Origin of the sequence: Streptomyces sp. NPDC048590, assembly GCF_043199535.1 — a bacterium.
Lineage (GTDB): Bacteria > Actinomycetota > Actinomycetes > Streptomycetales > Streptomycetaceae > Streptomyces.
In genome coordinates this window covers 337,512-361,824 of record NZ_JBICWC010000001.1, presented here as the reverse complement: position 1 = coordinate 361,824, position 24,313 = coordinate 337,512, and the positions used below count along the sequence as shown (strand labels likewise).

The 24,313-nt window shown below is 72.7% G+C and carries 19 protein-coding genes; 10 read left to right on the top strand and 9 right to left on the bottom strand.

Features of this window, described 5'->3' with window-relative positions; translation table 11 throughout:
• Positions 1 to 35: 35 nt before the first annotated feature.
• Together ACGFNN_RS01545 and ACGFNN_RS01540 are read right to left on the bottom strand one after the other, a co-directional pair.
• Positions 36 to 1,343, bottom strand: coding sequence for an MFS transporter (locus ACGFNN_RS01545; protein ID WP_393551827.1), 1,308 nt, complete (start codon positions 1,341 to 1,343; stop codon positions 36 to 38).
• Positions 1,344 to 1,506: 163 nt separating this feature from the next.
• Positions 1,507 to 1,662, bottom strand: a complete 156-nt coding sequence (locus ACGFNN_RS01540; protein WP_362556184.1) for a hypothetical protein — start codon at positions 1,660 to 1,662, stop codon at positions 1,507 to 1,509.
• 373 nt (positions 1,663 to 2,035) lie between these two features.
• On the opposite strand from ACGFNN_RS01540, the gene ACGFNN_RS01535 reads away from it, so the two are divergent.
• The 7 genes from ACGFNN_RS01535 to ACGFNN_RS01505 all read left to right on the top strand — a co-directional run bounded on the left by ACGFNN_RS01535 (position 2,036) and on the right by ACGFNN_RS01505 (position 9,681).
• Positions 2,036 to 3,121, top strand: coding sequence for a radical SAM protein (locus tag ACGFNN_RS01535; protein WP_393551825.1), 1,086 nt, complete (start codon positions 2,036 to 2,038; stop codon positions 3,119 to 3,121).
• Positions 3,118 to 3,852 (top strand): iron-containing redox enzyme family protein, encoded by a 735-nt coding sequence (locus ACGFNN_RS01530; protein WP_393551824.1) that lies wholly within the window; start codon positions 3,118 to 3,120, stop codon positions 3,850 to 3,852. Before ACGFNN_RS01535 ends, ACGFNN_RS01530 begins: the two co-directional genes overlap by 4 nt.
• A complete protein-coding gene (locus ACGFNN_RS01525) occupies positions 3,849 to 4,094 on the top strand; it encodes an aroma-sacti cluster domain-containing protein (protein WP_393551823.1) in 246 nt (81 codons plus the stop codon). The genes ACGFNN_RS01530 and ACGFNN_RS01525 overlap by 4 nt, the downstream gene beginning before the upstream one ends.
• A 90-nt stretch (positions 4,095 to 4,184) precedes the next feature.
• Positions 4,185 to 7,325 carry an adenylate/guanylate cyclase domain-containing protein gene (locus ACGFNN_RS01520; RefSeq protein WP_393551822.1) on the top strand — a complete coding sequence of 1,047 codons (3,141 nt, stop codon included), beginning with the start codon at positions 4,185 to 4,187 and terminating at the stop codon, positions 7,323 to 7,325.
• Positions 7,326 to 7,328: 3 nt separating this feature from the next.
• Positions 7,329 to 8,210, top strand: a complete 882-nt coding sequence (locus ACGFNN_RS01515) for a S8 family serine peptidase (RefSeq protein WP_362556174.1) — start codon at positions 7,329 to 7,331, stop codon at positions 8,208 to 8,210.
• On the top strand, positions 8,191 to 8,790 hold the full coding sequence (locus tag ACGFNN_RS01510; protein ID WP_365089292.1) for a GAF domain-containing protein: 600 nt from the start codon (positions 8,191 to 8,193) through the stop codon (positions 8,788 to 8,790). Before ACGFNN_RS01515 ends, ACGFNN_RS01510 begins: the two co-directional genes overlap by 20 nt.
• A gap of 102 nt (positions 8,791 to 8,892) precedes the next feature.
• The gene (locus tag ACGFNN_RS01505; RefSeq protein ID WP_393551821.1) at positions 8,893 to 9,681 is read left to right on the top strand and encodes a sugar phosphate isomerase/epimerase family protein; all 789 of its coding nucleotides are present in this window, start codon (positions 8,893 to 8,895) and stop codon (positions 9,679 to 9,681) included.
• 6 nt (positions 9,682 to 9,687) lie between these two features.
• On the opposite strand, the gene ACGFNN_RS01500 is transcribed toward ACGFNN_RS01505, so the two are convergent.
• Entirely contained in the window at positions 9,688 to 10,593 is a 906-nt protein-coding gene (locus ACGFNN_RS01500) for an EamA family transporter (protein WP_393551820.1), read from the bottom strand.
• Positions 10,594 to 10,690: 97 nt separating this feature from the next.
• Here ACGFNN_RS01500 and ACGFNN_RS01495 point away from each other — a divergent pair, with 97 nt between their 5' ends.
• Both ACGFNN_RS01495 and ACGFNN_RS01490 read left to right on the top strand, forming a co-directional pair.
• Entirely contained in the window at positions 10,691 to 11,599 is a 909-nt protein-coding gene (locus tag ACGFNN_RS01495) for a LysR family transcriptional regulator (RefSeq protein ID WP_393551819.1), read from the top strand.
• A 102-nt stretch (positions 11,600 to 11,701) separates the two neighbouring features.
• A complete protein-coding gene (locus ACGFNN_RS01490; RefSeq protein ID WP_393551818.1) occupies positions 11,702 to 13,546 on the top strand; it encodes a glycoside hydrolase family 3 protein in 1,845 nt (614 codons plus the stop codon).
• Positions 13,547 to 13,610: 64 nt separating this feature from the next.
• Here ACGFNN_RS01490 and ACGFNN_RS01485 read toward each other — a convergent pair whose 3' ends face one another.
• From ACGFNN_RS01485 to ACGFNN_RS01475, 3 genes are all read right to left on the bottom strand, one after another.
• Positions 13,611 to 15,092 carry a S28 family serine protease gene (locus tag ACGFNN_RS01485; protein ID WP_393551817.1) on the bottom strand — a complete coding sequence of 494 codons (1,482 nt, stop codon included), beginning with the start codon at positions 15,090 to 15,092 and terminating at the stop codon, positions 13,611 to 13,613.
• 77 nt (positions 15,093 to 15,169) lie between these two features.
• Positions 15,170 to 15,631, bottom strand: a complete 462-nt coding sequence (locus tag ACGFNN_RS01480) for a hypothetical protein (protein WP_393551815.1) — start codon at positions 15,629 to 15,631, stop codon at positions 15,170 to 15,172.
• A gap of 69 nt (positions 15,632 to 15,700) precedes the next feature.
• Positions 15,701 to 19,462 carry an ABC transporter ATP-binding protein gene (locus tag ACGFNN_RS01475; RefSeq protein ID WP_393551813.1) on the bottom strand — a complete coding sequence of 1,254 codons (3,762 nt, stop codon included), beginning with the start codon at positions 19,460 to 19,462 and terminating at the stop codon, positions 15,701 to 15,703.
• 185 nt (positions 19,463 to 19,647) lie between these two features.
• Here ACGFNN_RS01475 and ACGFNN_RS01470 point away from each other — a divergent pair, with 185 nt between their 5' ends.
• The gene (locus tag ACGFNN_RS01470; RefSeq protein ID WP_393551811.1) at positions 19,648 to 20,004 is read left to right on the top strand and encodes a hypothetical protein; all 357 of its coding nucleotides are present in this window, start codon (positions 19,648 to 19,650) and stop codon (positions 20,002 to 20,004) included.
• A 48-nt stretch (positions 20,005 to 20,052) separates the two neighbouring features.
• On the opposite strand, the gene ACGFNN_RS01465 is transcribed toward ACGFNN_RS01470, so the two are convergent.
• From ACGFNN_RS01465 to ACGFNN_RS01455, 3 genes are all read right to left on the bottom strand, one after another.
• Entirely contained in the window at positions 20,053 to 21,735 is a 1,683-nt protein-coding gene (locus ACGFNN_RS01465; protein ID WP_393551809.1) for a thiamine pyrophosphate-binding protein, read from the bottom strand.
• Positions 21,732 to 22,700, bottom strand: a complete 969-nt coding sequence (speB, locus tag ACGFNN_RS01460) for an agmatinase (protein WP_362547352.1) — start codon at positions 22,698 to 22,700, stop codon at positions 21,732 to 21,734. The genes ACGFNN_RS01465 and speB overlap by 4 nt, the downstream gene beginning before the upstream one ends.
• 121 nt (positions 22,701 to 22,821) lie before the next feature.
• Positions 22,822 to 24,291: a sodium:solute symporter gene (locus ACGFNN_RS01455; RefSeq protein WP_393551807.1), complete on the bottom strand. Its 1,470-nt coding sequence runs from the start codon at positions 24,289 to 24,291 to the stop codon at positions 22,822 to 22,824.
• Between the last annotated feature and the right edge of the window lie 22 nt (positions 24,292 to 24,313).

Genomic DNA, 24,313 nt, shown 5'->3' with positions numbered 1-24,313 from the left:
GTGGCGGCGGGCGGCTGTCGGTTGCGGGACGGCCCTCAGGTCGCCCTGTTGGTGCCGGCCGGGGTGTGGCCCGGCGATCCGGGCTCGGGCGGGCCATCGGCGGCGGGCGCGGCCGGGTCCGCGGCCCCGGCCTCCTGGTGCGGGGCGGGCTCGGCCCTCGCCGAGGGTGCGAGGGTGACGACGAGGGCGGACACGGCCAGCACGCAGCCGGTCACGGCGAAGGCCCAGCGTGCGCCGGCGGCCGTCAGGAGGGCTCCGCCCGCGAGCGGTCCCAGCGGCTGGACCACGGAGGACAGGAAGCCGGCGGCGCTCTGCACCCGGCCCACCCGGTCCTCCGGGGTCACGATCAGCAGTTCGGACAGGAAGCCGATGCTGGCGACGGTCGACAGGCACATGCACAGGGCGCACACGATCCCGGCGACCAGCGGCTGTGCCCACCAGGCCATCACCCCTGCGGCGGCGACACAGGTCCAGCAGGTGGCGACGATCAGGACCCGGGTGTGCCGGTCGGGGTTCATCCGCTGTGCGAGCAGCGCGCCGAGGAGGGCCCCGGCGGAGACGGAGGTCATGACGAACCCGCCCCCGAGGCCGGAACGGCCGCCGTCCGAGAAGGCGGTCAGTGCGGTGAAGGTGAGGGCGCCGAAGGCGAAGTTCATGCCGAGTCCGAAGACCAGCAGCACGGTCCGCAGATAGGGGATCTTCCACAGGAAGGTCAGACCCGCCATCAGTTCGCGCCTGCTGAACACCGCGCCGGCCTTGGTCCTCGCCCGCGAACGGGTCCGTACGAGCGCCACGCAGACGGTCGACAGCAGCAGGCCCACGGCCTCGGCGGCGAACGGCAGGGCGGGGTGGACGCCGAAGAGCGCACCACCGAGGAGAGGCCCGGTCAGCCGGACCGCCTGGGTGCGCGCCTGGAGTCGTGCGGTCGCGGCGCCCATCTGGTCGGCCGGGACGACCGCTCGCATGAGGCCGAAGACCGCCGGGCCGTAGACGGTGCTGATCACCGCCGCCGCGGCGGCGACGAGAAGGACCAGCGCCATGGGGGCGTGTCCGTACCAGACGCAGACGGCGAGGGCGGTGACGACGGTCAGGCTGCAGACGTCGCAGATGCGCATCAGCCGGCGGCGCTCCACCCGGTCCGCCATCACCCCGCCCGGCAGCATCGTGATCAGCACGGCCCCCACGCAGACGGTGCCCACCGCTCCCGCCTGCACCGCGGATCCGGTCTCCTTGAGCACCAGCAGGGGCAGGGCGAGGGCGCTCATCTGCCCTCCCAGGACCGCGAAGAGACCGCTCAGCCAGAGCAGCTGGAAGTCCCGGTTGTCGCGCAGCGGCTTGGTCATGGTGAACTCCCGTCGATGGGCAGGCCCTTGGGCCGGGGGGAACGCGCTGAAAGCGACGGTGGGGCGGTTCCGTCGTGACGGAACCGCCCCCCACATCACCGGCCTGCCGGGCTCCACGGCGGGAGGACGTGCCCCGGCCTCCGTGGAGCGGTCCCGGCCGCGATCACTTCTCTTCGAGGACCACGCTGATCACGCTGACGCAGCTGCCCGCGATGGTCTCCTTGTCGACGGAGGTCTCCTGGAGGTCCAGCACGGAGTGCGCCTCGACCTCGGGGGTCTCGTTGTTGTCGTCGGCGGCGGGCTTGGTGTTCTCGGACATGGTGGTCTCCGTCCACTCGTCACTGCGCTGGTTCCGGGGCCGGCGGTCGGTACCGCGGTCCGGTCCGGCGGGCTGCTGCCTGCCGTTGCCGAGAAAGTTAGGAGGGCCGGCCTGGGGAACGCTTCGGCAGCGGTATGGGACCGGTATCGCACCAGCACGGGGCCTGTTCGCGGGGCTTCCAGGGGGCGTCGAAGGGGCAGGGCACGCTGCCGACCTGCGCACATACCGCTTCCGAAGCGGTAGTGGACCGCCGTCGAACCGGTGCGGTGGAACCTGAGTGCGCTCCCCGCAGCGCGCGCCCGGCCGGGCGTCGCGGGGCAGCCCACGGGTACGCGCCCTACGCGCCCCGGCCCTCTGAAGGAGGCGGCCCCGCATGGAACTCGGCGAACTCGTCGGCCGGCGGCCGTTCCCCGCCGCCGGACTGCTGATCGGACTCACCCGGCGCTGTCCTCTGAGCTGCGCCCACTGCTCGACCGGATCGTCCCCGGCGACACGCGAGGAACCCGACGCGGAGCTGCTCATCCGGTTCGTGGGCTCGTTCACCCGGGACAACCGACCCGACGTCGTCATGCTCACCGGTGGCGAACCGTTGCTGCTGCCCGCGCTCGTGACGGAACTGAGTGCCCGCGCCCGGGCCGCCGGGTCGCGTACGGCGCTGCTCAGCGGCATGTTCTTCGCTCGTTCGCGGCGGATCCCGGCCGCGGTGCTGCGGGCGATCGAGGGGGTGGACCACTTCTCCGCGAGTCTCGACGCCCCGCACGAGCGCGAGGTCGCCCGCGCCGAGGTGTTCCGTGCCGTGCACCGGATCAGGGCGACGGGGACGGCGGTGAGCTTCCATCTCACCGGCAGAGGGGCGGACGACCCCTATCTCGCCGGCATCACCCGAGCCGTGGACGAGGAGTTCGACGGCCAGGTGCCCTCGCTGGTCAACGAGGTACGGCCGTTCGGCAGGGCGGCCTCCTGGGCGTCCGCCACCCGTACCGCCCCGGATCCGGATTCGGCGTCCCCGTGCGCCATGGCCGCCTGGCCGGTCGTCGCCTTCGACGGGACGGTGCTCGCCTGCTGCAACCAGGACACCGTGGACCTGCGGCCCGCCCCGGCCCATCTGCGGCTCGGCCACATCGGCACCGACGACTGGGCGGCGGTGCGCCGGAGGGCGCAGGAGTCGCCGGTCCTGCGCATGCTCCGTACGGTCGGCCCCGCGCATCTGGCGGCGCGCGCCGGTTCGCCCTCCCGGGGTCTCTCCTACTGCGACGGCTGCCGGGCCCTCGGTTCCGGTGGACGGGCGGCCGCCGAGGCGGAGTCCGTGGCGTCGGGGGTCCGGGGCGCCCTGCTGGACCTGGCCGCCGCACGCCGCGGCGCGGCGGACGGGCCGGTGGGCGTCGTCCGGCGCCACGGCTGCGCCGCGTACGCTCCCCTGGTCCTCGCGCGGGACACCGCCGGGGAGGGGTCCCGGTGAGCGCCGCCGGACCGAGCTCCTCGGCACGGCTGCGGGTGACCCTACGACTGCTGGACGGCGAACTGCGTTCCGCGCTCGAGCACATGTGGCGTCCGGAGGACCTGCTGCCGCGCTACCTGGACTACCTCCGCACGATGCACACGGTCATCCGGGCCTCGGTCCCGCTGATGGTGCGGGCCCTGGAGCGGGCCAGGTCGCTGGATGCCTGCGGCGACCCGCTGGCCGGGCCTCTGGCGGCGTACCTCCGTGAGCACATCCGCGAGGAGGAAGGGCACGACGCGTGGCTGCTGGAGGACATCCGGGCGGCCGGAGCACTGCCCGGGCGGGTGCTCGTGACGATGCCCTCGCCGCTCGTCGCCGCGCTCGCCGGATCCCACTACTACTGGATCGAGCACCACCACCCGGTGGTCCTGCTCGGCTACATCGCGGTCCTGGAGGGGTACGCCCCGGCTCCGGGCCTCACCTCCCGTATCGCGGCCGCGACCGGCCTCCCGGACGCCGCCCTGCGGACGGTGCGGGAACACGCCGCGCTGGACACCGGTCACCTGGACGAGCTGTACGCACTGCTGGACCGGCTGCCGCTGACCCGGCGCCAGGAGTCGGACGTGACGGTCGGCGCCCTGCACTCCCTCGACGCGCTCACCCGGATCTTCGTCCGGCTCGGGCGCTCCGTGCCGGCACCGCCGCCACGGGGAGCCGGATCCCCTTCACCGACGGGAGTAACCCGATGAACCGTCCGCCCGAGACCGACGGCACCCCGCAGCCACCCGAGGACGCCGGACAGCCGGTACTGCCCCCGGCCTTGTACGAGGCGGGCCTGCCGGTGGACCTGCTCACCGACGAACAGCGCCTCGTGCTCAGCCAGCTCACCGAGGAGGAACTCGCCGTGCTGCTGGACATCAAGAGCCGTCTGGACGCGGTGGAACCGGAGGTCCAGGCCCACGGCGAGATCGCCGGCGGCGCCCTGTTCTGAGCCGTGCCGTCCGCGCGGTCCACCGCCCGGTGGACCGCGCGGGCCCCGCGGCACGCCTCGTCCCCTGCCCCCTGAAGAGAAAGGACCGTCATGGACTGCGCCACGTGCCGCCAGGAACTGCCGGACGACGCCCGGTTCTGCTCGTCCTGCGGAACACCCTGCGCCGTCACCCCCGCGCCGGCGGAGGACGAGCGCAAGCCGGTGACGGTGCTCTTCTGCGACCTCGTCGGCTCCACCGCCCTGTCGGGTGTGCTCGACCCGGAGACCCTGCGCACCGTTACGCTGCGCTACTTCGAGGCGATGAGCGCGCAGATCGTGGCGCGGGGCGGCACCCCGGAGAAGTTCATCGGCGACGCCGTGATGGCCGTGTTCGGCGTCCCGGTGGTGCGGGAGGACGACGCCCGGCGCGCTCTGGCCGCCGCGCTCGGCATGCGGGAGGCGCTGGCCCGGCTCAACGAGGAACTGCACGCCACGCTGGGCATCAGGCTGACCACCCGGGTGGGTGTCAACACCGGCCAGGTGGTGGCCGGCGGTGACGCGACGGCCCGTCAGGCGCTGGTCTCCGGCGAGACCGTCAACATCGCCGCGAGGCTGGAACAGAACGCCGGTCCCGGTGAGATCCTCCTCGGGCCGGACACCCTGCACGCCGCGGGGCCCACGGTGTCCGCCGAGCCGACCGGTCCGCTCCGCCTCAAGGGCAAGCGGGACAGCGTCGAGGCCTACCGGCTGCTGGGGCTGGGCGCCGACGACCCGGCGCTGCTGCGCCGCTTCGACGTGCCCTTCGTCGGACGGGCCGGTGAGCGGCGGACGCTGGACGCGGCGCTGGCGCGTGCGGTGCGCGGGGACCGTCCGGTGCTGCTGCGCGTCACGGGCGAGCCCGGAATCGGCAAGACCCGGCTGGTACGCGAATGGCTGGCGGGCCTCTCCGCGTCCGGCGCCCTCACCTACGGCGCGGGCCGGTGCCGTGGTTTCGGGGACCGGGGCACCCTCACTCCCCTCGCCGACGCGCTGCGCGGACTGCCGGCGCTCTCCGCCGCGGAGCTCTCGGGGGCGGACGGCCCGGTGTCCGCTGTCCCCGACGACGCGACGGCCGTGCTCTCCGGGGGTCTGCTGCGTGACGGCACGCCGAACGCCCCCTTCGACGACATGTGCGCGGCGCTGGCGACAGCCCTCGGCCGGGCGGCCCGCGACCGGCCGTTCGTGCTGGTCCTCGATGACGCGCACGAGGCGGCGCCCCTGCTGATCCGTACTCTGGAGCACCTGGCTCAGGGCGCCGGCCCCGCCGGAGTGCTGATGGTCTGTGTGGGACGCCCGGACGGTACGGCCGATGCCACCGGCTGCCTCCAGATCGCCGGACTGCCCCCTGAGGAGAGTCTCCGGCTGGCCGGACTGCTGGTCAGGCTCGACGGCGGGGACGGACCGGTCGACGAGGCTCTGCTGTCCCGCGCAGGGGGGAATCCGCTCTATCTGGAGCAGTTGCTGGTGGACGGCCGGGAGGAAGGGGCCGACGGGCTGCCGCCCACCCTCCAGGCGCTGCTCGGCGCCCGTATCGGCGGCCTCGTACGCGCCGAGCGGACCGTCGTCGATCTCGCGGCCGTGATCGGCCGTGAGTTCACGGTGGCCGAGCTGCTGCTGATGGAGACCCACGCCCGGCTCGCGGAGCGGCCGGCCTCCACGGTGGTCTCCCTCCCGGGGCCGGACCGGGAGGTGCGCCTCGGGCGTCTTCAGGAGGTTCTGGCCGCGCTGACCCGGCGGCGGCTGGTGGAGCCGGCTCCTGCGGAGCCGGGGACCGCGGCGTACCGGTTCAGCAGCGGGCTGGTGCACGAGGTGACCTACGCGTCGCTGTCGAAGCGTGCCAAGGCGGACCGTCACGTCTGGGCGGCGGAGCTGCCGGGGGTGCTGCGCTCCGGCGACGGCGCCGTCGGCGGGCATCTGGAACGCGCCTTCCGCTACCGGACGGAGCTCGGGCTGGCCGACGGACGGACCGACCGGTTGCGCGCCCGCGCGGCCGTGGCCCTCGGTCGCGCCGGCGCGCAGGCCGCCGCCCGGTCCGACCTCGCCTGGGCGGACGACCTGCTGGAACGGGCGGTCCGGCTGGACGCGGACGACGCGGGTTCGGTACGCCGCCTGGGCGAGGTACGGGTGGCCCTCGGGCGGACCGGGAGCGGTGCCGAACTGCTGCGCAGGGTGAGGGCGCTGGACCATGTGCCGGTGGAATCGGCCCACGCCAGGCTCGCACTGGCCGTGCTGGATCCCACCGGGGCGGGTCCGGGGCTCACCGCCACCGCGCGGGCGGTGCTGCCGGTGTTCGAGGCCGCCGGGGACGCGCTCGGCCGTGCCCGGTCCCATCTGCGGCTCGCCCAGCACCTCCAGCAGGCCGGCCGGCACGAGGAGGCCGGGCGGGACCAGGCGGGCGCCCTGGAGCAGGCGGTCCTGGCGGGAGCCGAACCGGAACGGGCCGCCGCGCTCGGCGCCATCGGCGTCTCGCTCTGGCGGGGGCCGGTGCCGGCCGCGGAGGCAGTGGCCCGCTGTGACGAGCTGCTCTCCGCGCACGGGGAGGGCCGTCCGACGGTCAGGCTCACCCTCAACTGCCCCCTGGCCGTCCTCCACGCGCTCCTGGACCGGCCCCGCGAGGCGTACGCCTGCCTGGCCGAGGCCCAGGAACTCGCGGGGAAGCTCCGCTTCGCGGAGGCGGAGGTGTTCCTGCCGGTCTTCCGTGCCTCGGTGGAGTCGCTGCTCGGTCACGGCACGCAGGCGCTCGGCCTGCTGGCGGAGGCCGACGAGGCGGCCCGGCGGGCCGACGCGGTCGGCATGCGTACGGCCGTCGCGCTGGACACGGCACGGATCGAACTCGACGCGGGCCGGACCCGTCGGGCGGCCGACCGGCTCGCGGGGGTCGGAGGGCCGTCCGAACTCAGCCGTGCCGACGCCGTCGACCTCGACGGGCTCCGGGCCCGGCTGGCCGCCGTCGACGGGCTCCCGGCACGGGCCGAGGCCCTGGCGGACCGGGCCGTCCGGGCGGCCCTGCTCACCGACTCCCCGCTTCTGCGGGCCACGGCCGAGCTGGACCGGGCGCGGACGATGCTCGCGCTGGGGAGGCGGACCCCAGCCCTCGCCTCGGCGCGCGCCGCGGGAGAGCACTTCGCGAGCAAGGGGCATCTGGCGGGGGTCCGCCGGGCCGCCCGGTGCGTGCCCGACGGGGCCATGGTCACCACGACGGAGAGGAGCTGACCGATGAGCAGCACCGGAACGGGCACGGCGCCGGGAGCGGGGCTCACCTGGAGTCTGCGCGGGCGTGGGCCCCAGGACGTCCCGGTATCCGCGGACGAGGGCCCACCGGGCGGCCTGCCGGCGCGGCAGGCGACGGGACGGGGGGTGCGGGTGTGTGTGGTGGACTCGGGGGTGGAGCGCGACCATCCGCTCGTGGGTGAGGTGAAGAGCTCCTGGGTGGTGGTCAAGGACCCGGAGACCGGTGCGATCACGGTCGAACCGACCGGGACCGGTGACACCTGCGGGCACGGGACCGCGTGCGCGGGGATCATCCGGCGCACCGCGCCGGACTGCGAGATCCACAGCGTGCGCGTCCTCGGCGAGCGCTTCTCGGGAACCGGTGACGTGCTGATGGCCGGGCTGCGGTGGGCGGTCGAGCAGCGCTTCGACGTGGTCAACCTCAGCCTGTCGACCACCCGGACCCGCTTCGCGCCGGAGCTGCACGGCCTCGCCGACCGGGCGTACTTCGGCCGTACGGTGATCGTGGCGTCGGCCCACAACACACCCGTGGAGAGCTTTCCCTGGCGTTTCGCCTCGGTGATCTCCGTGGGCAGCCACCAGGAGGACGACGAGCTCCACCTGTACAACCCCGATCCCCCGGTGGAGTTCTTCGGCCCGGGGCAGAACGTGTCCGTGCCATGGCTGGGCGGCAGATCGATCCGCACCACGGGCAACAGCTTCGCGACCCCGTACGTGGCGGGGCTCTGCGCCCGTGTCCTCTCCGGGCATCCCCGGATGACGGCTTTTCAGCTCAAGAACGCCCTCTATCTGTCCGCGGCCAACGTGCACGCGGTCCCGCGTCCTTCCACAGCGGCAGGAGACAGCCATGACGACTCCCAGAACTGACGCCATGACCCCCTCGGCCCCCTTTCCCGGTCCGGGCGACGCGGCCCGGCACGAGCTGCTCCAGTCCGTGGTGGACGTGGCCCGCGCGATCTTCGGGGCCGCGGCCAGTTCCGTGTTCCTGCTGGACGAGGAGGCCGACGAGCTGGTCTTCCAGGCGGTCTCCGGGGAGGGCGAGGAGTTCCTGGTCGGACGCCGTTTCCCGGCCGGGCGAGGGATCGCCGGCTGGGTGGCGACGTCGGGCGAGCCGATGGTGGTGGACGATCTGAGCCAGGACTCGGCCTTCGACCGCTCCCTGGCGGAGTCCACGGAGTACGTCCCCGACGCGCTGATGGCCGCCCCGCTGATCAGCGACACCCGGATCCTCGGGGTGCTCGAGGTGCTGGATCCCTCCCCACAGGCCCGGTCGGGCATCCGTGAGCTGGATCTGCTGGCGATGTTCGCCCGGCAGGCGGCGGCGGCTCTGCGCGTGGTCGGCGCGTACGCTCCGGGCACCGGGGCGCGGGCTCTGGACGGGGAACGGCGTGAGGACGCGCTGCAGTTGCTCGGCAGCCTCGAACGCCTCCTGCGGGGCGCCGGCTGACCCCCCGTACGCTGTGCGTCGCGCGGGAGTGGCGGCTGCCGGCACGGGCAGGAGCCGGGAGAGGCCGTTCCCGCGCAGTTGACCCCAGTGGAAGGACATGCTGTGAAGCTCGCTTTCTCGACCCTCGGAGTGCCGGGTCTGCCCGTCTCCGAGGTGATCCGGCTCGCCGTCGAGCACGGGTACCAGGGGGTGGAGCTGCGCGCCCACCCCGAGGAGCCGGTGCACCCGGGTCTCACCGCCCTCGAACGGGCTGCTGTGGCCGAGGAGTTCAAGCGGGGCGGGGTGGAGATCCTCACCGTGGCCGGTTATGTGCGGGTCGCGGCCGAGGGGGACGACGAGCCGGTGATCGCGGGGCTCGCGGAGCTGGTGGAGCTGGCGCGCGACCTGGGGGCCGCCCATGTCCGGGTGTTCCCGGGCGGCGGGGACCAGGACCCCGCCGTGGCCGACGCGGCGGCCGCCCGCAGGCTGGGCGCGGCCGCGCCGCACGCCGCCGGCCTGGGGGTGCGCATCCTGCTGGAGACCCATGACTCGCACCGCGCGGGGGCGGACGTGGCCCGGGTCGTCGGCACGGTCGGCCACGGGCGGATCGGCGCGCTCTGGGACGTGATGCACACCTGGCTGGCCGGCGAGGAGCCGGCGGCGAGCCACGCGGTGCTGGCACCGCACCTGGGATACGTACAGGTGAAGGACATCGCGTCCGCCGAGGACACGACACCGCTGGCACTCGGGGCCGGCACGCTTCCGCTGAAGGCGTGCCTGGACACGCTGGACCAGGACAGCTGGGTCTGCTGGGAGTACGAGAAGCGCTGGTACCCCGAGGCGGCGGAGCTGCCCGAGCTGCTGGCGGCGGGCCGGGAGCACATCCTGCGGCTCGGGGCGCCGAAGCAGTAGGCCCGGTCAGACGCCGGCCTTCTCCGGTGCCGGCACCGGAGGGGCGGTGGCGGGCCGGCGGTTGCCGCCCAGCGAGGTCAGGGCGACCCCGCCGACCAGCAGGGCCGCCGCGCACCAGCGCAGCGGGCCGATGGACTCGCCGAGGAACAGCGCGGCCGAGGACATCCCGAAGACGGGAACGAGCAGGGTGAAGGGGGCGACGGACGAGGCCGGGTGGTGGCGGAGCAGGAAGCCCCACGCGCCGAAGCCGAAGACGGTGGAGATCCACGCGACGTAGACGATGGTGCCGGCGCCGGTCCAGTCGAGCGCGGCGAGGGCGGCGGTGTCGCGGTCCCATCCCTCGACGAGGAGGGAGAGGCCGATCAGCGGCAGCACCGGGACCGTCGAGACCCACACCATGAAGTTGAGGGAGTCCGGCGGCGCCGCCTTGCGGGTGATCACGTTGGACACACCCCAGCAGGCGGCGGCCAGGATCACCAGGACGAAGGCGAGCACGGGCCCGCCCGCCCCTTCGTCGACCGCGGCGACGCCGATACCCGCGAGCGCCACCCCCATCCCGAGCACACGTGTCCTGCCCGGCCGCTCGGACAGGGCCACGGCCGCGAAGAGGGCGGTGAACACGGCCTGCACCTGGAGGACGAGGGAGGAGAGCCCCGCGGGCATCCCCCGGTCCATGCCGATGAAGAGCAGCCCGAACTTGGCCACCCCCAGGACAAGACCCACCCCGACGATCCACTTCCAGGCCACGGTGGGCCTGCCGACGAGGAACACCGCGGGCAGCGCGGCGACGAGGAACCGCAGGGCGGAGAAGAGCAGGGGCGGGAAGTGGGCGAGGCCCAGCTCGATCACGACGAAGTTCACGCCCCAGACGGCGGCGACCAGCGCGGCCAGGGCGATGTGGAGGGGACGCATGGAACGAGCATCCGGCGCCGGGACCATGTAGCACCAGCGCCGATTTCTTCATGGTTGGATTAAGCATCGCTCATGCTTCCGCTCCCAGGGGGTTTCGGTGCTCGATCTGTCCCGGCTGCGCGCCCTGCACGCCGTCTCCGTCCACGGCTCCGTCGCGGGAGCGGCCGCCGCGCTCGGCTACACCGCCTCCGCGGTCTCGCAGCAGATCACCAAGCTGGAGCGGGAGACCCGTACGACCCTGCTGGAGCGGCGCGGGCGCGGGGTGGCGCTGACCGAGGAGGCGATCCATCTCGCCTCCACAGCGCAGCAGGTGCTGGCGATCGTGGAACGGGCCGAGACCCACCTCGAGGAACGCCGGGGGCAGCCGACGGGGCGGCTGTCCATCGCCGCGTTCGCCACCGCCGCGCGCGGGCTGCTGCCGGGGGTGCTGGCCGAGCTGGGCCGCGAGCACCCGGCGCTGGACACCCGGCTGCACGAGGTCGATCCGCATCTCTCGGTCGACCTGGTCGCGAAGGGTGTGGTCGACCTCGCGGTCGCTCACGACTGGGACATCAGCCCGCTCCCCGCGCCGGAGGGTGTCGCGCAGGCGCTGCTGGGTGAGGACCGCTGCGACCTGCTGGTTCCCGAGGGGCACCCGCTGGCCGGGCGTGACGCGGTACGCCGGGAGGAGCTGGGCCAGGAGCGGTGGGTGTGCCAGCCGCCGGGCACGGTCTGCCACGACTGGCTCGTACGCACCCTGCGGGCCGCGGGGTGCGAGCCGGACATCCGGCACCAGGCGGAGGAGAACCACACCCAGCTCGCGCTGGTCGCCGCCGGGCTCGGGGTGGCGATGATCCCCCGGCTGGGCCGTGGCCCGCTGCCCCCGGGCGTGGTCGCCGTACAGCTGGATCCCGTACCGGTGCGACGGCTGTACGCCCTGTGGCGGACGGAGGCGGCGCGGCGGCCCGCGATCATCGCCGCGGTGTCGGTACTGCGCGATCACGGCGCCGGTGCGGGCCTGACCTGACGCCACACCGGCGGGCGATCCCGCCGACCCTCTTGACTGGTAGTTACTTTCCATATATCCGTACCGTCTTGGAAGTTTCTTTCAGCATCGGAAGGGGCTCACGTGCACCACCGCACCTCCAGACGCACCCTCCTCGCCGCGACCGCCGCCACCGTCGCGGCCGCGGCGACCGGCACCGCCGCTCTTCCCGGCGTCGCGCAGGCGGCAGCCGAGTCCCACACCTCCACGGACAGCCGTCTCAGACGGCTCATCGCAGGGATGAGCCTGGAGGAGAAGGTCGGCCAGCTCTTCGTGATGCGGGTGTACGGGCACTCCGCCACGGAGCCCGACCAGGCGGACGTGGACGCCAACCTCGACGAGATCGGGGTCCGCGACGCCGCCGAGATGATCGCCAAGTACCACGTGGGCGGCATCATCTACTTCGCCTGGGCGCACAACACCCGCGACCCGCACCAGATCGCCGACCTGTCCAACGGCATCCAGCGGGCCGGGCTCGCCGGTCCCACCCCGCTGCCGCTGCTGGTCTCCACGGACCAGGAGCACGGCATCGTCTGCCGTGTCGGGGAGCCCGCGACGCTGCTGCCGGGTGCGATGGCGCTGGGTGCGGGCGGCTCACGCTCCGACGCCCGCGAGGCGGGCCGGATCGCCGGGGCCGAGCTGGCGGCGATGGGCATCAACCAGAACTACGCCCCGGACGCCGACGTCAACGTCAACCCGGCCAACCCGGTCATCGGCGTACGTTCCTTCGGTTCCGACCCGGACTCGGTCGCCGGGATGGTCACGGCGCAGGTGAAGGGCTATCAGAGCGCGGGCGTCGCCTCGACGGCCAAGCACTTCCCCGGGCACGGCGACACCAGCACCGACAGCCACACCGGTCTGCCGGTCATCACCCACACCCGGGAGCAGTGGGAGGAGCTGGACGCCCCGCCGTTCCGGGCCGCCGTAGCCGCCGGCATCGACTCGATCATGACGGCGCACATCGTGGTGCCCGCCCTGGACCCGTCGGAGGACCCGGCCACCCTCTCGCACCCGATCCTCACCGGCATCCTGCGCGAGGAGCTCGGCTACGACGGGGTGGTGGTCACCGACGCCCTCGGGATGGAAGGTGTCCGCACCAAGTACGGCGACGAACGGGTCCCGGTCCTGGCCCTGCTCGCGGGCGTGGACCAGCTCCTCAACCCGCCGGACCTCGACGTCGCCTGGAACGCCGTGCTGGAGGCAGTGCGGGGCGGCGAGATCAGCGAGGCCCGCATCGAGGAATCGATCCTTCGCATCCTGCGGCTGAAGAAGAAGCTGGGCCTGTTCGACGACCCGTTCGTCACCCACCGGGGCGTCGACCGGACCGTGGGCGTCCGGTCGCACCTGGCCGCCGCCGACCGGATCGCCGAGCGCACCACGACCCTGCTGGCCAACGAAGGGTCACTGCTGCCGCTCTCCCGGAGGTCGCACCGGAACATCCTGGTGGTGGGCGCCGATCCGGCCTCCCCGTCGGGGACGACCGGACCGCCGACGACGACGCTCGCCGGGGCGTTCGAGGAGCTGGGCTTCGTCGCGACCGCGCTGTCGACCGGCACCTCACCCTCCGCGTCCAAGATCGCCGAGGCGGTGGCGGCGGCCGAGGGCAAGGACGCCGTGCTCGTCGGCACGTACAACGTCTCGGCGACCAGCTCCCAGCGCACCCTGGTCGACGCGCTGGTGGCGACCGGTGTCCCGGTGATCACCCTGGCGATCCGCAATCCGTACGACATCGCCCAGCTGGCCGCCGCGGGCACCGCCGCGAGCCTCGCCGCGTACTCCTGGACCGACGTCGAACTGCGCGCCGCCGTACGGGTCATCGCGGGCCGGGCCCGCCCGGAGGGGCGGCTCCCCGTCCCGGTGCAGCGGGCGGACGCCCCCGCCCAGTCGCTGTACCCGGTCGGGTACGGGCTGTCGTACCGGCGGTTCTGAGGCGGAAAGGGCCGTGCCCCCTGCCCGGTGTCACACCACCGGGCAGGGGGCACGGCCTCGTCCACTAGGGCCGCAGCGTGCCCCGGTCGCGCCGGAGTTCGGCGTCCCGCACGTCGAGGCGGGCGTCGTACGCGGCGAGGGGCTTCGCCTTCGCCGGGTCGGCCTCGACGGCCGCCGGGGCGACTCCGGCCCAGCGCAGGATCGCGGCGGTCGCCTTCGCCTTCTCGTCGGCGGCCAGACCGGCCACCTTGGACCCGTGGTTTCCGCCGGCCACGGTGTAGACGTAGCTGTCCCGGGCGCCCCGGCCCAGCCGGAAGCGCTCGGCGCCCCAGGGGTCGTTCTCGCCGTACACGTACATCATGTGGTCGGCGTGGTTCTTCACCCAGCTGTCCACGTCCCGCATCGCCGAGGCGTCGAACTTCATCGGGATGGAGCGGGGCACGAAGTTGCGCGGCGGCTGGTAGCCGTAGCGGCTGAGGTCACCGAGCCAGGGCTGCTCGATGTCAGGCGAGCCCAGCTGGGTGCCCGCCTGGTAGTAGTACGGGGTGTAGTTGGACAGGCCCTGGTCGGCGTAGGCGGAGAAGCCCGAGATGCCGTCGATGGAGTCCCAGATCTCCTGGTCGGTGGCGTTCGGGGCGTCGGCCGGGATCGACTCACAGTCGGCGAGCAGGCTGTACTGCCAGAACGCCCAGACGTAGTCCATCACGACGGCCTCGTACGCCTTGTCGAGCGTGCCGACCGTGTCGAAGGTCAGCCCGTTCTCGGCCGCGTACGCCTCGTACTTCTTCTCCAGCGGCTCACGCCGGACGAGGGCCTCGCGCTGGACACCGCCCAGCCGGTCGCGGCACTCCTTGGTGCCTACCCGGGCGAAGAAGCGGTCGTAGGCGGAGTCCTCCTTGTCGACCACGTCGTTGGGGGCGACGTAGGCGACGACGCCGTCCATGTCCTTCGGGTAGAAGCGCTCGAAGTAGGTGGCGGTCATGCCGCCCTTGGAGCCGCCGGTGGTCAGCCACTTCTTGGAGTAGATCCGCTTCAGCGCGGTGAAGACGCGGTGCTGGTCGCTGGCCGCCTGCCAGATGTCGAGCTTCGACCAGTCGGCGGGGGCCGGGCGTGACGGGGTGAAGAACCGGTACTCCAGGGAGACCTGGTTGCCGTCGATGATCTGCGTCGGTTCGCTGCGGCTCGGGTTGACGGAGACGTTGTAGCCGCTGGTGAAGAAGACGGTCGGCCGGTTCGTGTCCTTGTGCAGCAGGGTGATCCGCTGCTGGAAGGTGCCCTTGGACGGGTGCCTGTGGTCGACCGGCTGGGTGTAGTTCAGGACGAAGAAGCGGTACCCGGGGTACGGCTTCTCCTCGATCAGACTCATGCCCGGGATGGCCAGGATGCGGTCCTTGATGTCCTTGCTGCTGCTCTCGGTACCGCTGGTGACGCCGCCCTGCTTCGCGGCCGGTTCCGCGGCGGTGGCCGCTCCGGCCGAGGCCCCGGTCGCACTCACCGTGCCTATGAGCACCGCGAGCGACAGAATGCCTCTGAGCGCCTTGCGCATGCACCCTCCCCTTGATTCACGACAGTCGCCGTGAACCTAGCGGTGGTCACACCTGCCACGCCAGACCCACTCGCCCGTCAGCACAGGATCCACCCGGTCGCACCGGAGGCGCCCCCGACGGAACCGGAGGCACGGACACAGCGGTTCAGCGCGTGCACCGTGACCGGCCCGGCCAGCGTGGTGAACCGCCCGCTGTCGGTGACCCATCGGCCTCCGCGCGGCTGGAGCGACACCGACATCGCGCGGCGGGGGCCGGGCTTCTTCGCGACGGCGACGACGCAGGCGTAGGCGCGGGACTTGTAGACACGGAGCGAACCGGTGGAGAAGGCCACCGTCTTGACCAGCCGTCCGGAACAGGCCGAAGCGGCCTGGGCGTCACCGGCCGGCCCCAGCACCAGGCCGAGCGCCCCCAGCAGCGGCAGGACCAGCAGCGCCGCCGCACCGCGGAGCCCGGCCGGTCGCCGCCCCGATGACCTCAGCGGTCCCGCCACTCCGTCCACCCCATCCGTCTCACCGAACACCCGTGCGCCCCTCGACATGGGTGCGCACGGGTGTACGACGCGGGGGAAGGGGTTCCGGGTTCCGCTCCGGCGTCCACGGGCAGGACGTCAGACGCCGGCCGGAGTGTCCTCCCCTATGCCCTCTCCTATGAAGGTGCGCCAGAGCCGGGCGTAGAGGCCGTCCCTGGCGAGGAGTTCGTCGTGGGTGCCGTCCTCGGCGACCCTGCCCCGGTCCATGACCACGACGCGGTCCGCGCGGGCGGCGGTCGTCAGGCGGTGGGCGACCACCAGCGTGGTGCGCCGCCCCGCGAGCCGGTCGGTGGCCTGGTTGACCTGTGCCTCGCTGGCGAGGTCGAGGGAGGCGGTCGCCTCGTCCAGGAGCAGGATGTCCGGGTCGACCAGCTCGGCGCGGGCCAGCGCGATCAGCTGGCGCTGCCCGGCCGAGAGGTTGCGGCCGCGCTCGGCGACCTCGTGGAGGTAGCCGCCCTCCAGGGTGGCGATCATGTCGTGCGCGCCCACCGCCCTGGCCGCCGCCTCCACCTGGGCGTCGGAGGCGTCGGGGAGCCCGTAGGCGATGGCGTCGCGGACCGTGCCCTCGAAGAGGTACGACTCCTGGGGTACGACCCCGAGCCGGTGCCGGTACGCCGTCCTGTCCAGCCTGCGCAGGTCGGTGCCGTCGGCGGTGACCCGTCCGCTCGTCGGGTCGTAGAACCGGGCGACGAGCTTGACCAGGGTGGACTTGCCGGCCCCGGTCTCACCGACGAAGGCGACGGTCTGGCCGGCCGCGATCCGCAGATCGACACCGGTGAGGGCCTCCTCGTCCTCGGCGTAGGCGAAGGAGACGTCCTCGAAGGCGATCTCGCCGCGCAGCGACATCACGTCCTGGGGCTCTTCGTGGTCGGCCGTGGAGGTCGGCTCGCGCAGGAGTTCCTGGATCCGGCCCAGGGAGACGCTGGCCTGCTGGTAGCCGTCGAAGACCTGGGAGAGCTGCTGCACGGGGGCGAAGAACAGGTCGATGTAGAGCAGATAGGCGACGAGCGCACCCGTGGTGAGCGTGCCGTCGTCGACCCGTCCGGCGCCGACGATCAGCACGGCGGCGGCCGCCACCGAGGCGAGCAGCTGGACGAACGGGAAGTAGACCGAGATCAGCCACTGCCCGCGCACCCTGGCCTGGCGGTACTCGTCGCTGCGGGCCGCGAACCGCTCGGCGCCGTCGCGCTCGCGGCGGAAGGCCTGGACGATCCGGAGCCCGGCGACGGACTCCTGGAGGTCGGCGTTGACGACGCTGATGCGCGTCCGCGCGAGTTCGTACGCCTTGACGCTCTTGCGGCGGAAGAAGAACGTGCCGACGATCAGCACGGGCAGCGTCGCGAAGACGACCAGGGCCAGCTGGACGTCGAGGACGAGCAGCACGACCGTGATGCCGAAGAAGGTGACCAGCGAGACGAAGGCGGTGACCAGGCCGGTCTGCAGGAACGTGGACAGGGCGTCGACGTCCGTGGTCATACGGGTCATGATCCGGCCGGTGAGCTCACGCTCGTAGTAGTCGAGCCCGAGCCGCTGGAGCTGCGCGAAGATCTTGAGGCGCAGCGAGTACAGCACGCGCTCACCGGTGCGGCCCGTCATCCGGGTCTCGCCGATCTGGGCCGCCCACTGGACGAGGACGGCGAGCAGGCCGAGACCGGCCGCCGCCCAGACCGCGCCGAGCGCCATCTTGGTGACGCCGTCGTCGATGCCGTGCCGGATCAGCACGGGCAGGAGCAGGCCCATGCCCGCGTCGGTGGCCACAAGGCCCAGGCTGACGAGCAGCGGGGGGCCGAAGCCGTGCAGCAGTCGGCGCAGGCCGTAGGACTTCTCCGGGCGCACCGCGCTCGCCTCGTCGACGGCGGGGACGTCCGTGGCCGGGGGCAGGGCCTCGACCTGGGCCAGGAGCTCAGGGGTGGCGGGCATCCCGTTGGCCGCCGCCGTGTCGCGGGGTTCCTCCTTGCGGATCCACAGCCCGGGGGTGACCCCGCGTTCGGCGTCGAACTCCGCGTCGAGCTCCTCCAGGAGCGCCCGGTCGTCCTCCGGCTCCACCACGAGGGTCTTCGGCCGGTGACCGGGAGAGGTGCCGCCCAGCTCGTCCGGGTCGGTGAGCAGCCTGCGGTAGAGCGCGGAGCGGCGCTCAAGCTCCTCGTGGGTGCCGATGTCGGCGAGCCTGCCCCGGTCGAGTACGGCGATGCGGTCGGCGAGGCCGAGCGTGGATCGCCGGTGCGCTATCAGCAGGGTCGTCCGGCCCTCCATGACCTGGGCCAGGACCTCGTGGATCTCGTGTTCGACGCGGGCGTCGACGGCTGAGGTCGCGTCGTCCAGGAGGAGCAGCCGGGGGTCGGTGAGGATGGCGCGGGCGAGGGCGACGCGCTGGCGCTGGCCGCCGGAGAGGGTGAGCCCGTGCTCACCGACCTTGGTGTCGTACCCGTCGGGCAGGTCGGAGATGAAGCCGTGCGCCTGGGCGGCCTTCGCGGCCTTCTCGATCTGTTCCCGGGTGGCTCCCGGGTGGCCGAACGCGATGTTGGCGCCGACGGAGTCGGAGAAGAGGAAGCTGTCCTCCGGTACGAGCCCGATGGCGGCCCGCAGCGAGTCCTGGGTGAGTTCCCGGACGTCGTGGCCGCCGACGAGGACGGCGCCGTGCGACACGTCGTAGAAGCGGGGCAGCAGGAGGGAGACGGTGGACTTTCCGCTGCCGGAGGCACCGACGAGGGCGACCGTCTCACCGGGCTCGATGGTGAGGGAGAAGCCGTCCAGGACGAGGCGTTCACCGGCACCTTCCTCGGTGTCGTCCCCGTTGCCGTAGCCGAAGCGCACGTCGTCGAACTCGACGCTGGCGGGGGCGTCGGCGGGGAGCGTCCTGGTGCCGTCGGTCATGGACGGCTCGGTGTCGATGAGCTCCAGTACGCGCTCCACACCGGCCCTGGCCTGCTGGCCGACGGTGAGGACCATGGCGAGCATCCTGACCGGGCCGACGAGCTGGGCGAGGTAGGTGGAGAAGGCGACGAAAGTGCCGAGGGTGATCTCGCCCCGGGTGGCGAGCCAGCCGCCGAGGGCCAGCATCGCGACCTGGCCGAGCGAGGGCACGGCCTGGAGCGCGGGGGTGTAGCGGGAGTTCAGCCGGATGGTGCGGAGCCGGCCGGCGAAGAGCCTGCGGCTGACCTCGCGGAGCTTGCCGGTCTCCTGCTCCTCCTGGCCGAACCCCTTGACTACCCGGACCCCGGAGACGGCACCGTCGACCACCGAGGCGACGGCGGCGGCCTGGCTCTGGGCGTACCAGGTGGCGGGGAAGAGGCGGGCCTTGGAGCGGCGGGCGATGAACCAGAGGGCGGGTGCGACGGCGAGGGCGATCAGGGTCAGGGGCAGCGAGAGCCACGCCATGATCACCAGGGAGATCAGGAAGAGGAGGATGTTCCCGATGGTCATCGGGAACATGAAGAGAAGCCCCTGGATCAGCTGGAGGTCGCTGGTGGCGCGGCCGACGACCTGCCCGGTGGAGAGCTCGTCCTGACGCTTCCCGTCGAGCCGGGTGAGCGTGTCGTACATCTCGGTCCGCAGGTCGTGCTGGACGTCGAGGGCGAGCCGGCCGCCGTAGTAGCGGCGGATGAACGTCGCGACGTAGACGATGACCGCGGCGGCGACCAGCAGGCCGGTCCACAGGCCGAGGGAGCGGGTGTGGTCGCCGACGACGTCGTCGATGATCACCTTGGTGATCAGCGGGACGATCGCCATGACGCCCATCCCGGCGAGGGACGACCCGAGGGCCAGCACGACGTTGCGCCGGTAGCGCCACGCGTAGCCGGTCAGCCTCCGGCCCCACCCCTGTTGTTCCTCGCCTGCCACCGTGCCTCCTGCGTCGCCCGCCGTGCCTACCGCCTGTACCCAACGCGGGCGGTAGCGGATTTCATCCGTCCGCAACAATTCTCGGCCGATGGGCCCGGTGGCTCGGCGGATGGTCCTAGGACCGGAGGGGTAGGGATCGCCCCGGCCTCGCGGGCGCGGGGCGGCAGGGGAACGGGGGACACATCATGGCTGTCGACGCCCAGGCGGAGGCGCACCTCGCGGGACGGCTGTACGCGGTGCTGGCGGAGCTGCAACGACTCGCGGAGGGTGAGCACCACTCGCTGGGCCAGCCCGAGGTTCTGAAGAAGGTGACGACGCATCCCGGATCGCACCTGACGCAGCACCTCAACCAGGCCGGTAAGTATCTGCTGGGCGCCAGGAACAGGAATTCCGGTAAGCAGGCGGCCGCTCTCTTCCGCTCGATCCCGGACCTGCTGCCCACCGGCCGGGAGCTGCCGAACGGGCAGCGCTCGAAGGACATCGTGGAGAGCTTCCACGCAGGCGTGGCCGCCCAGCGGGAGGAGATCGCCAAGGCGGAGTGAGAGGGGCCGTGCGGCCGGACCCGGTTCCGGCCGCACGGGCAGGTCGTCCTACAGGTGCGTCGGCTCGAACATCCGCAGCAGCGCCGGGAGCACCACCACCGAGGGGCCGGGGGAGGCCAGGGCCTTGCCGAGGTCGGCGGCCAGGGCCTCCGGGGTCGTACGGACGGCGGGGACGCCGAAGGACTCGGCGAGCGCGACGAAGTCCGGGCGGGACAGCTCGGTCGCGGTGGCCTCGCCGAAGGCGTCCGTCATGTACTCGCGCAGGATGCCGTAGCCGCCGTCGTCGACGATCAGCCAGGTCACCGGCAGGTCGTACTGGCGCGCGGTGGCGAGCTCGGCGATCGAGTACATGGCGCCGCCGTCGCCGGAGACCGCGAGCACGGGCTTGGTGCGGTCGGCCGCGGCCGCCCCGATCGCGGCGGGGAAGCCGTAGCCGAGGCCGCCGGCGCCCTGTGCCGAGTGCATGGTGTTGGGGTGGCGGGCGTCGAAGGCGGACCAGGCCCAGTAGGCCAGGATCGTCATGTCCCAGAAGCTGGGCGAGGTGTCGGGCAGCGCCTCGCGTACGGAGGCGAGCACCTGCTGCTCCAGGGTGAGGTCCTGGGCGGCGATACGGTCGCGGACCTTGCCCAGCAGGGCGCTGACCTGCTCGGCGGCCTGCGGGTCCTCGCGGCGCTCGACGGTCTCCAGCAGGTCGGAGAGTGCCTCGCGGGCGTCGGAGTGGATGCCGAGCGCGGGATGGTTGGACTCCAGCTTCCCGGCGTCGGCCTCGATCTGGATCACCCGGCCGCGCGGGGCGAAGGTGTGGTAGTTCGAGGACAGCTCGCCGAGCCCGGAGCCGACGACCAGCAGGACGTCCGCGGACTCCAGGAAGTCCGTGGTGTAGCGGTCCTCCAGCCACGACTGGAGGGAGAGCGGGTGCTCCCAGGGGAAGGCGCCCTTCCCGCCGAAGGTGGTGACGACGGGTGCGTCGAGCTTCTCCGCGAGGGCCAGCAGCTTCCCGGCGGCGTCGGAGCGTACGACTCCGCCGCCCGCGATGATCGCGGGGCGTTCGGCCTTCGACAGCAGGTCCGCGGCGACGAGGGTCAGCTCGGGGCGCGGGTACACCTCGCGCGGGGTGGCGTCGAGGGCGCTGACGACGGGCAGGGTGGTCTCGGCGAGCAGCACGTCCTGGGGGATCTCGATCCAGACCGGCCCGTGCGGGGCGGTCAGCGCGGACTCCCAGGCGGCGGCGATCGCGGAGGGGATCTGCGAGGCCGTACGCACGGTGTGCACGGACTTCACGACGTCCCGGAAGGACGCCTTCTGGTCACGCAGCTCGTGCAGGTAGCCGTGGCGTCCGCCGCCGAGTCCGGCGGTGGGGATCTGGCTGGAGATCGCCAGCACGGGGGCCGACGCGGCGGCCGCCTCCTGGAGCGCGGCCAGCGAGGTGAGCGCGCCGGGGCCGGTGGAGAGCAGCAGGGGCGCCACCTCGCCGGTGATCCGGCCGTAGGCGTCGGCGGCGAAGCCCGCGTTGTTCTCGACGCGGAGACCGACGTACGAGAGGGAGGAGCGGCGCAGCGCGTCGAACATGCCGAGCGCGTGCTGGCCGGGCAGGCCGAAGACGGTGGTGGCGCCGAGGCCCTGGAGGGTCTCGACGACCAGGTCGCCGCCGTTGCGTCCGGTCGGAGGGTTCAGCGCGGCCTCCGCCTGGGCGGCGGTGAGCTGCGGCCGGTCGTCGTGGTCGTGACTCACTTGGTGCGGCCTTCCGCGATCTGGCGGGACATGATCGTCGTCAGCTCGTACGCGGTGTGCGAGGCGGCGACGGAGGTGATCTCCGCGTGATCGTACGCGGGGGCGACCTCGACGAGGTCAGCGGAGACGAGGTTGCAGGAGGAGAGTCCGCGCAGGATCTCCAGGAGCTCGCGCGAGGTGAGGCCGCCGGCCTCGGGGGTGCCGGTGCCCGGGGCGTGCGCCGGGTCGAGGACGTCGATGTCGATGGAGATGTACAGCGGCCGGTCACCGATCCGCTGACGGAGCTGGTCGGCGATCTCGTCGACGCCGCGACGCATGACGTCGGCGGAGGTGACGATGCCGAAGCCCATCTTGGCGTCGTCGGTGAGGTCCTGCTTGCCGTAGAGCGGGCCGCGGGTACCGACGTGGGACAGCGCCTCGGTGTCGAGGATGCCTTCCTCGACGGCGCGGCGGAAGGGGGTGCCGTGGGTGTACTCGGCGCCGAAGTAGGTGTCCCAGGTGTCCAGGTGGGCGTCGAAGTGGAGCAGGGCGACGGGACCGTGCTTCTTGGCGACGGAGCGCAGCAGCGGCAGGGCGATGGTGTGGTCGCCGCCGAGGGTCATCATGCGGGCGCCGGTGGCCAGGAGGTCGTCGGCGGCGGCCTCGACGGTCTCGACGGCCTCGTTGATGTTGAAGGGGTTCGCGGCGATGTCACCGGCGTCGGCGACCTGGGCGAGCGCGAAGGGCGAGGCGTCCTGGGCGGGGTTGTAGGGGCGCAGGAGGCGGGAGGCCTCACGGATGGCGTTGCCGCCGAAGCGGGCACCGGGACGGTAGGAGACACCGGTGTCGAAAGGCACGCCGACGACGGCGACGTCCGCGGTACCGACCTCGTCGAGGCGGGGCAGCCGGGCGAACGTGGCGGGCCCGGCATAGCGCGGAACGCGGGAGGAGTCGATGGGGCCGCGCGGCGCTTCGTTGCTGCTCATGGGTGCGGGTGCCTTTCGTTCTGCCATGCACGCCGGGTGGGCGTTCATACGTTGATCAGTCTGTCAGGGGCCGCCTCGTGGCCCGGTCGGCCGAGGGGCCACGAGGCGGCGGGTGCCGGGGTCAGGCGGTGACCGCGTCCGGGGTGGCCGGGTCCTCGGTGACGCGTCCGGCCAGCCGCTCGCGCCAGGCGCTCAGCACGGCCGGGTCGGTCGGCCTGGTGGCCAGCGAGACGACGACGTACGTCGCGAGCGAGGCGAGCAGCCCGTAGTAGATGGGCTCGTTGGCGAGGATCCCGTAGCCCGCCATCAGCCCGATGACGGCGACACCGCCGACGGCCACGGAGGCCAGGGCTCCGGCGGCCGTGCCGCGGCGCCAGAGCAGCCCGCCGAGGATCGGCACCAGCAGGCAGCCGACCAGCAGGTTGTAGGCGACGGTCAGCGCCTCGACGACGTCGTTGAGCGCGATGGAGATCACGATGGTGGCGGCGCCCATGACCAGGATGAAGGCCCGGTTGCCCTTGACCTCGTCCCGCTCGGCCTCGCCGTGGCCGTCCTTCGCGACGACACCCCGCAGCCGCGACCAGATGTCGTTGTTGGCGACGGTGGCACAGGCGATCAGCGCGCCGGAGGAGGTGGACATCACCGCGGCGAGCGCGGCGGCCAGCACCAGCCCTCGCACACCGACCGGGAGCTCGTCCTTGACGATCGTGGCGAAGGCCGCGTCCGCGCTGGGCAGCTTCGGGTACATCACCTTGGCGGCCGTCCCGATGACGGCACCGGCGATCGCGTAGACCAGGCAGTAGGTGCCGGCGACGGTGCCGCCCCAGCGGGCCGTGCTGTCGCTGCGGGCGGTGAACACGCGCTGCCAGATGTCCTGCCCGATCAGCATGCCGAAGGTGTAGATCAGGACGTAGGTGAAGATCGTCTCGCCGCCGATGCCCAGCGGGTCGAAGTACTCGGTGGGCAGCTTCGCCTTCATCTCGCTGAAGCCGCCGGCCTTGACCACGGCGATCGGCAGGAGGAGGAGCAGGACGCCGATCGTCTTGACGACGAACTGCACCATGTCGGTGATCGTGATCGACCACATGCCGCCGAGCGTCGAGTACGCGACGACGATCGCACCGCCCAGGATGATCGCGACGGTCCGGTTCACGTCGAACAGGACGTCGAAGATGGTGGCGTAGGCGATGGTCGAGGTGACCGCGAGCATCAGGGTGTACGCCCACATGACGACGCCCGAGATGACTCCGGCCCTGCCGCCGTAGCGCAGGTCGAGCATCTCGGAGACGGTGTAGACCTTCAGCCGCGCGATGCGCGCGGAGAAGAAGACGGACAGCGCGAGCAGTCCGAGGCCGATGGTGAAGACCATCCAGGCGCCGGAGAGCCCGTACTGGTAGCCGAGGCCCACGCCGCCGATCGTCGAGGCACCGCCGAGGACGATCGCGGCCATGGTGCCGGAGTACATCCAGGGGCCGAGCCGCCGCCCGGCGACCAGGAACTCGCTCTTGGACTTGGCGCGGCGCATGCCCCACCAGCCCATGGCGAGCATGCCAGCCAGGTAGACCACGATCACCGCGTAGTCGACAGCCATGGGCTTTCCTCCGTCTCGTTTC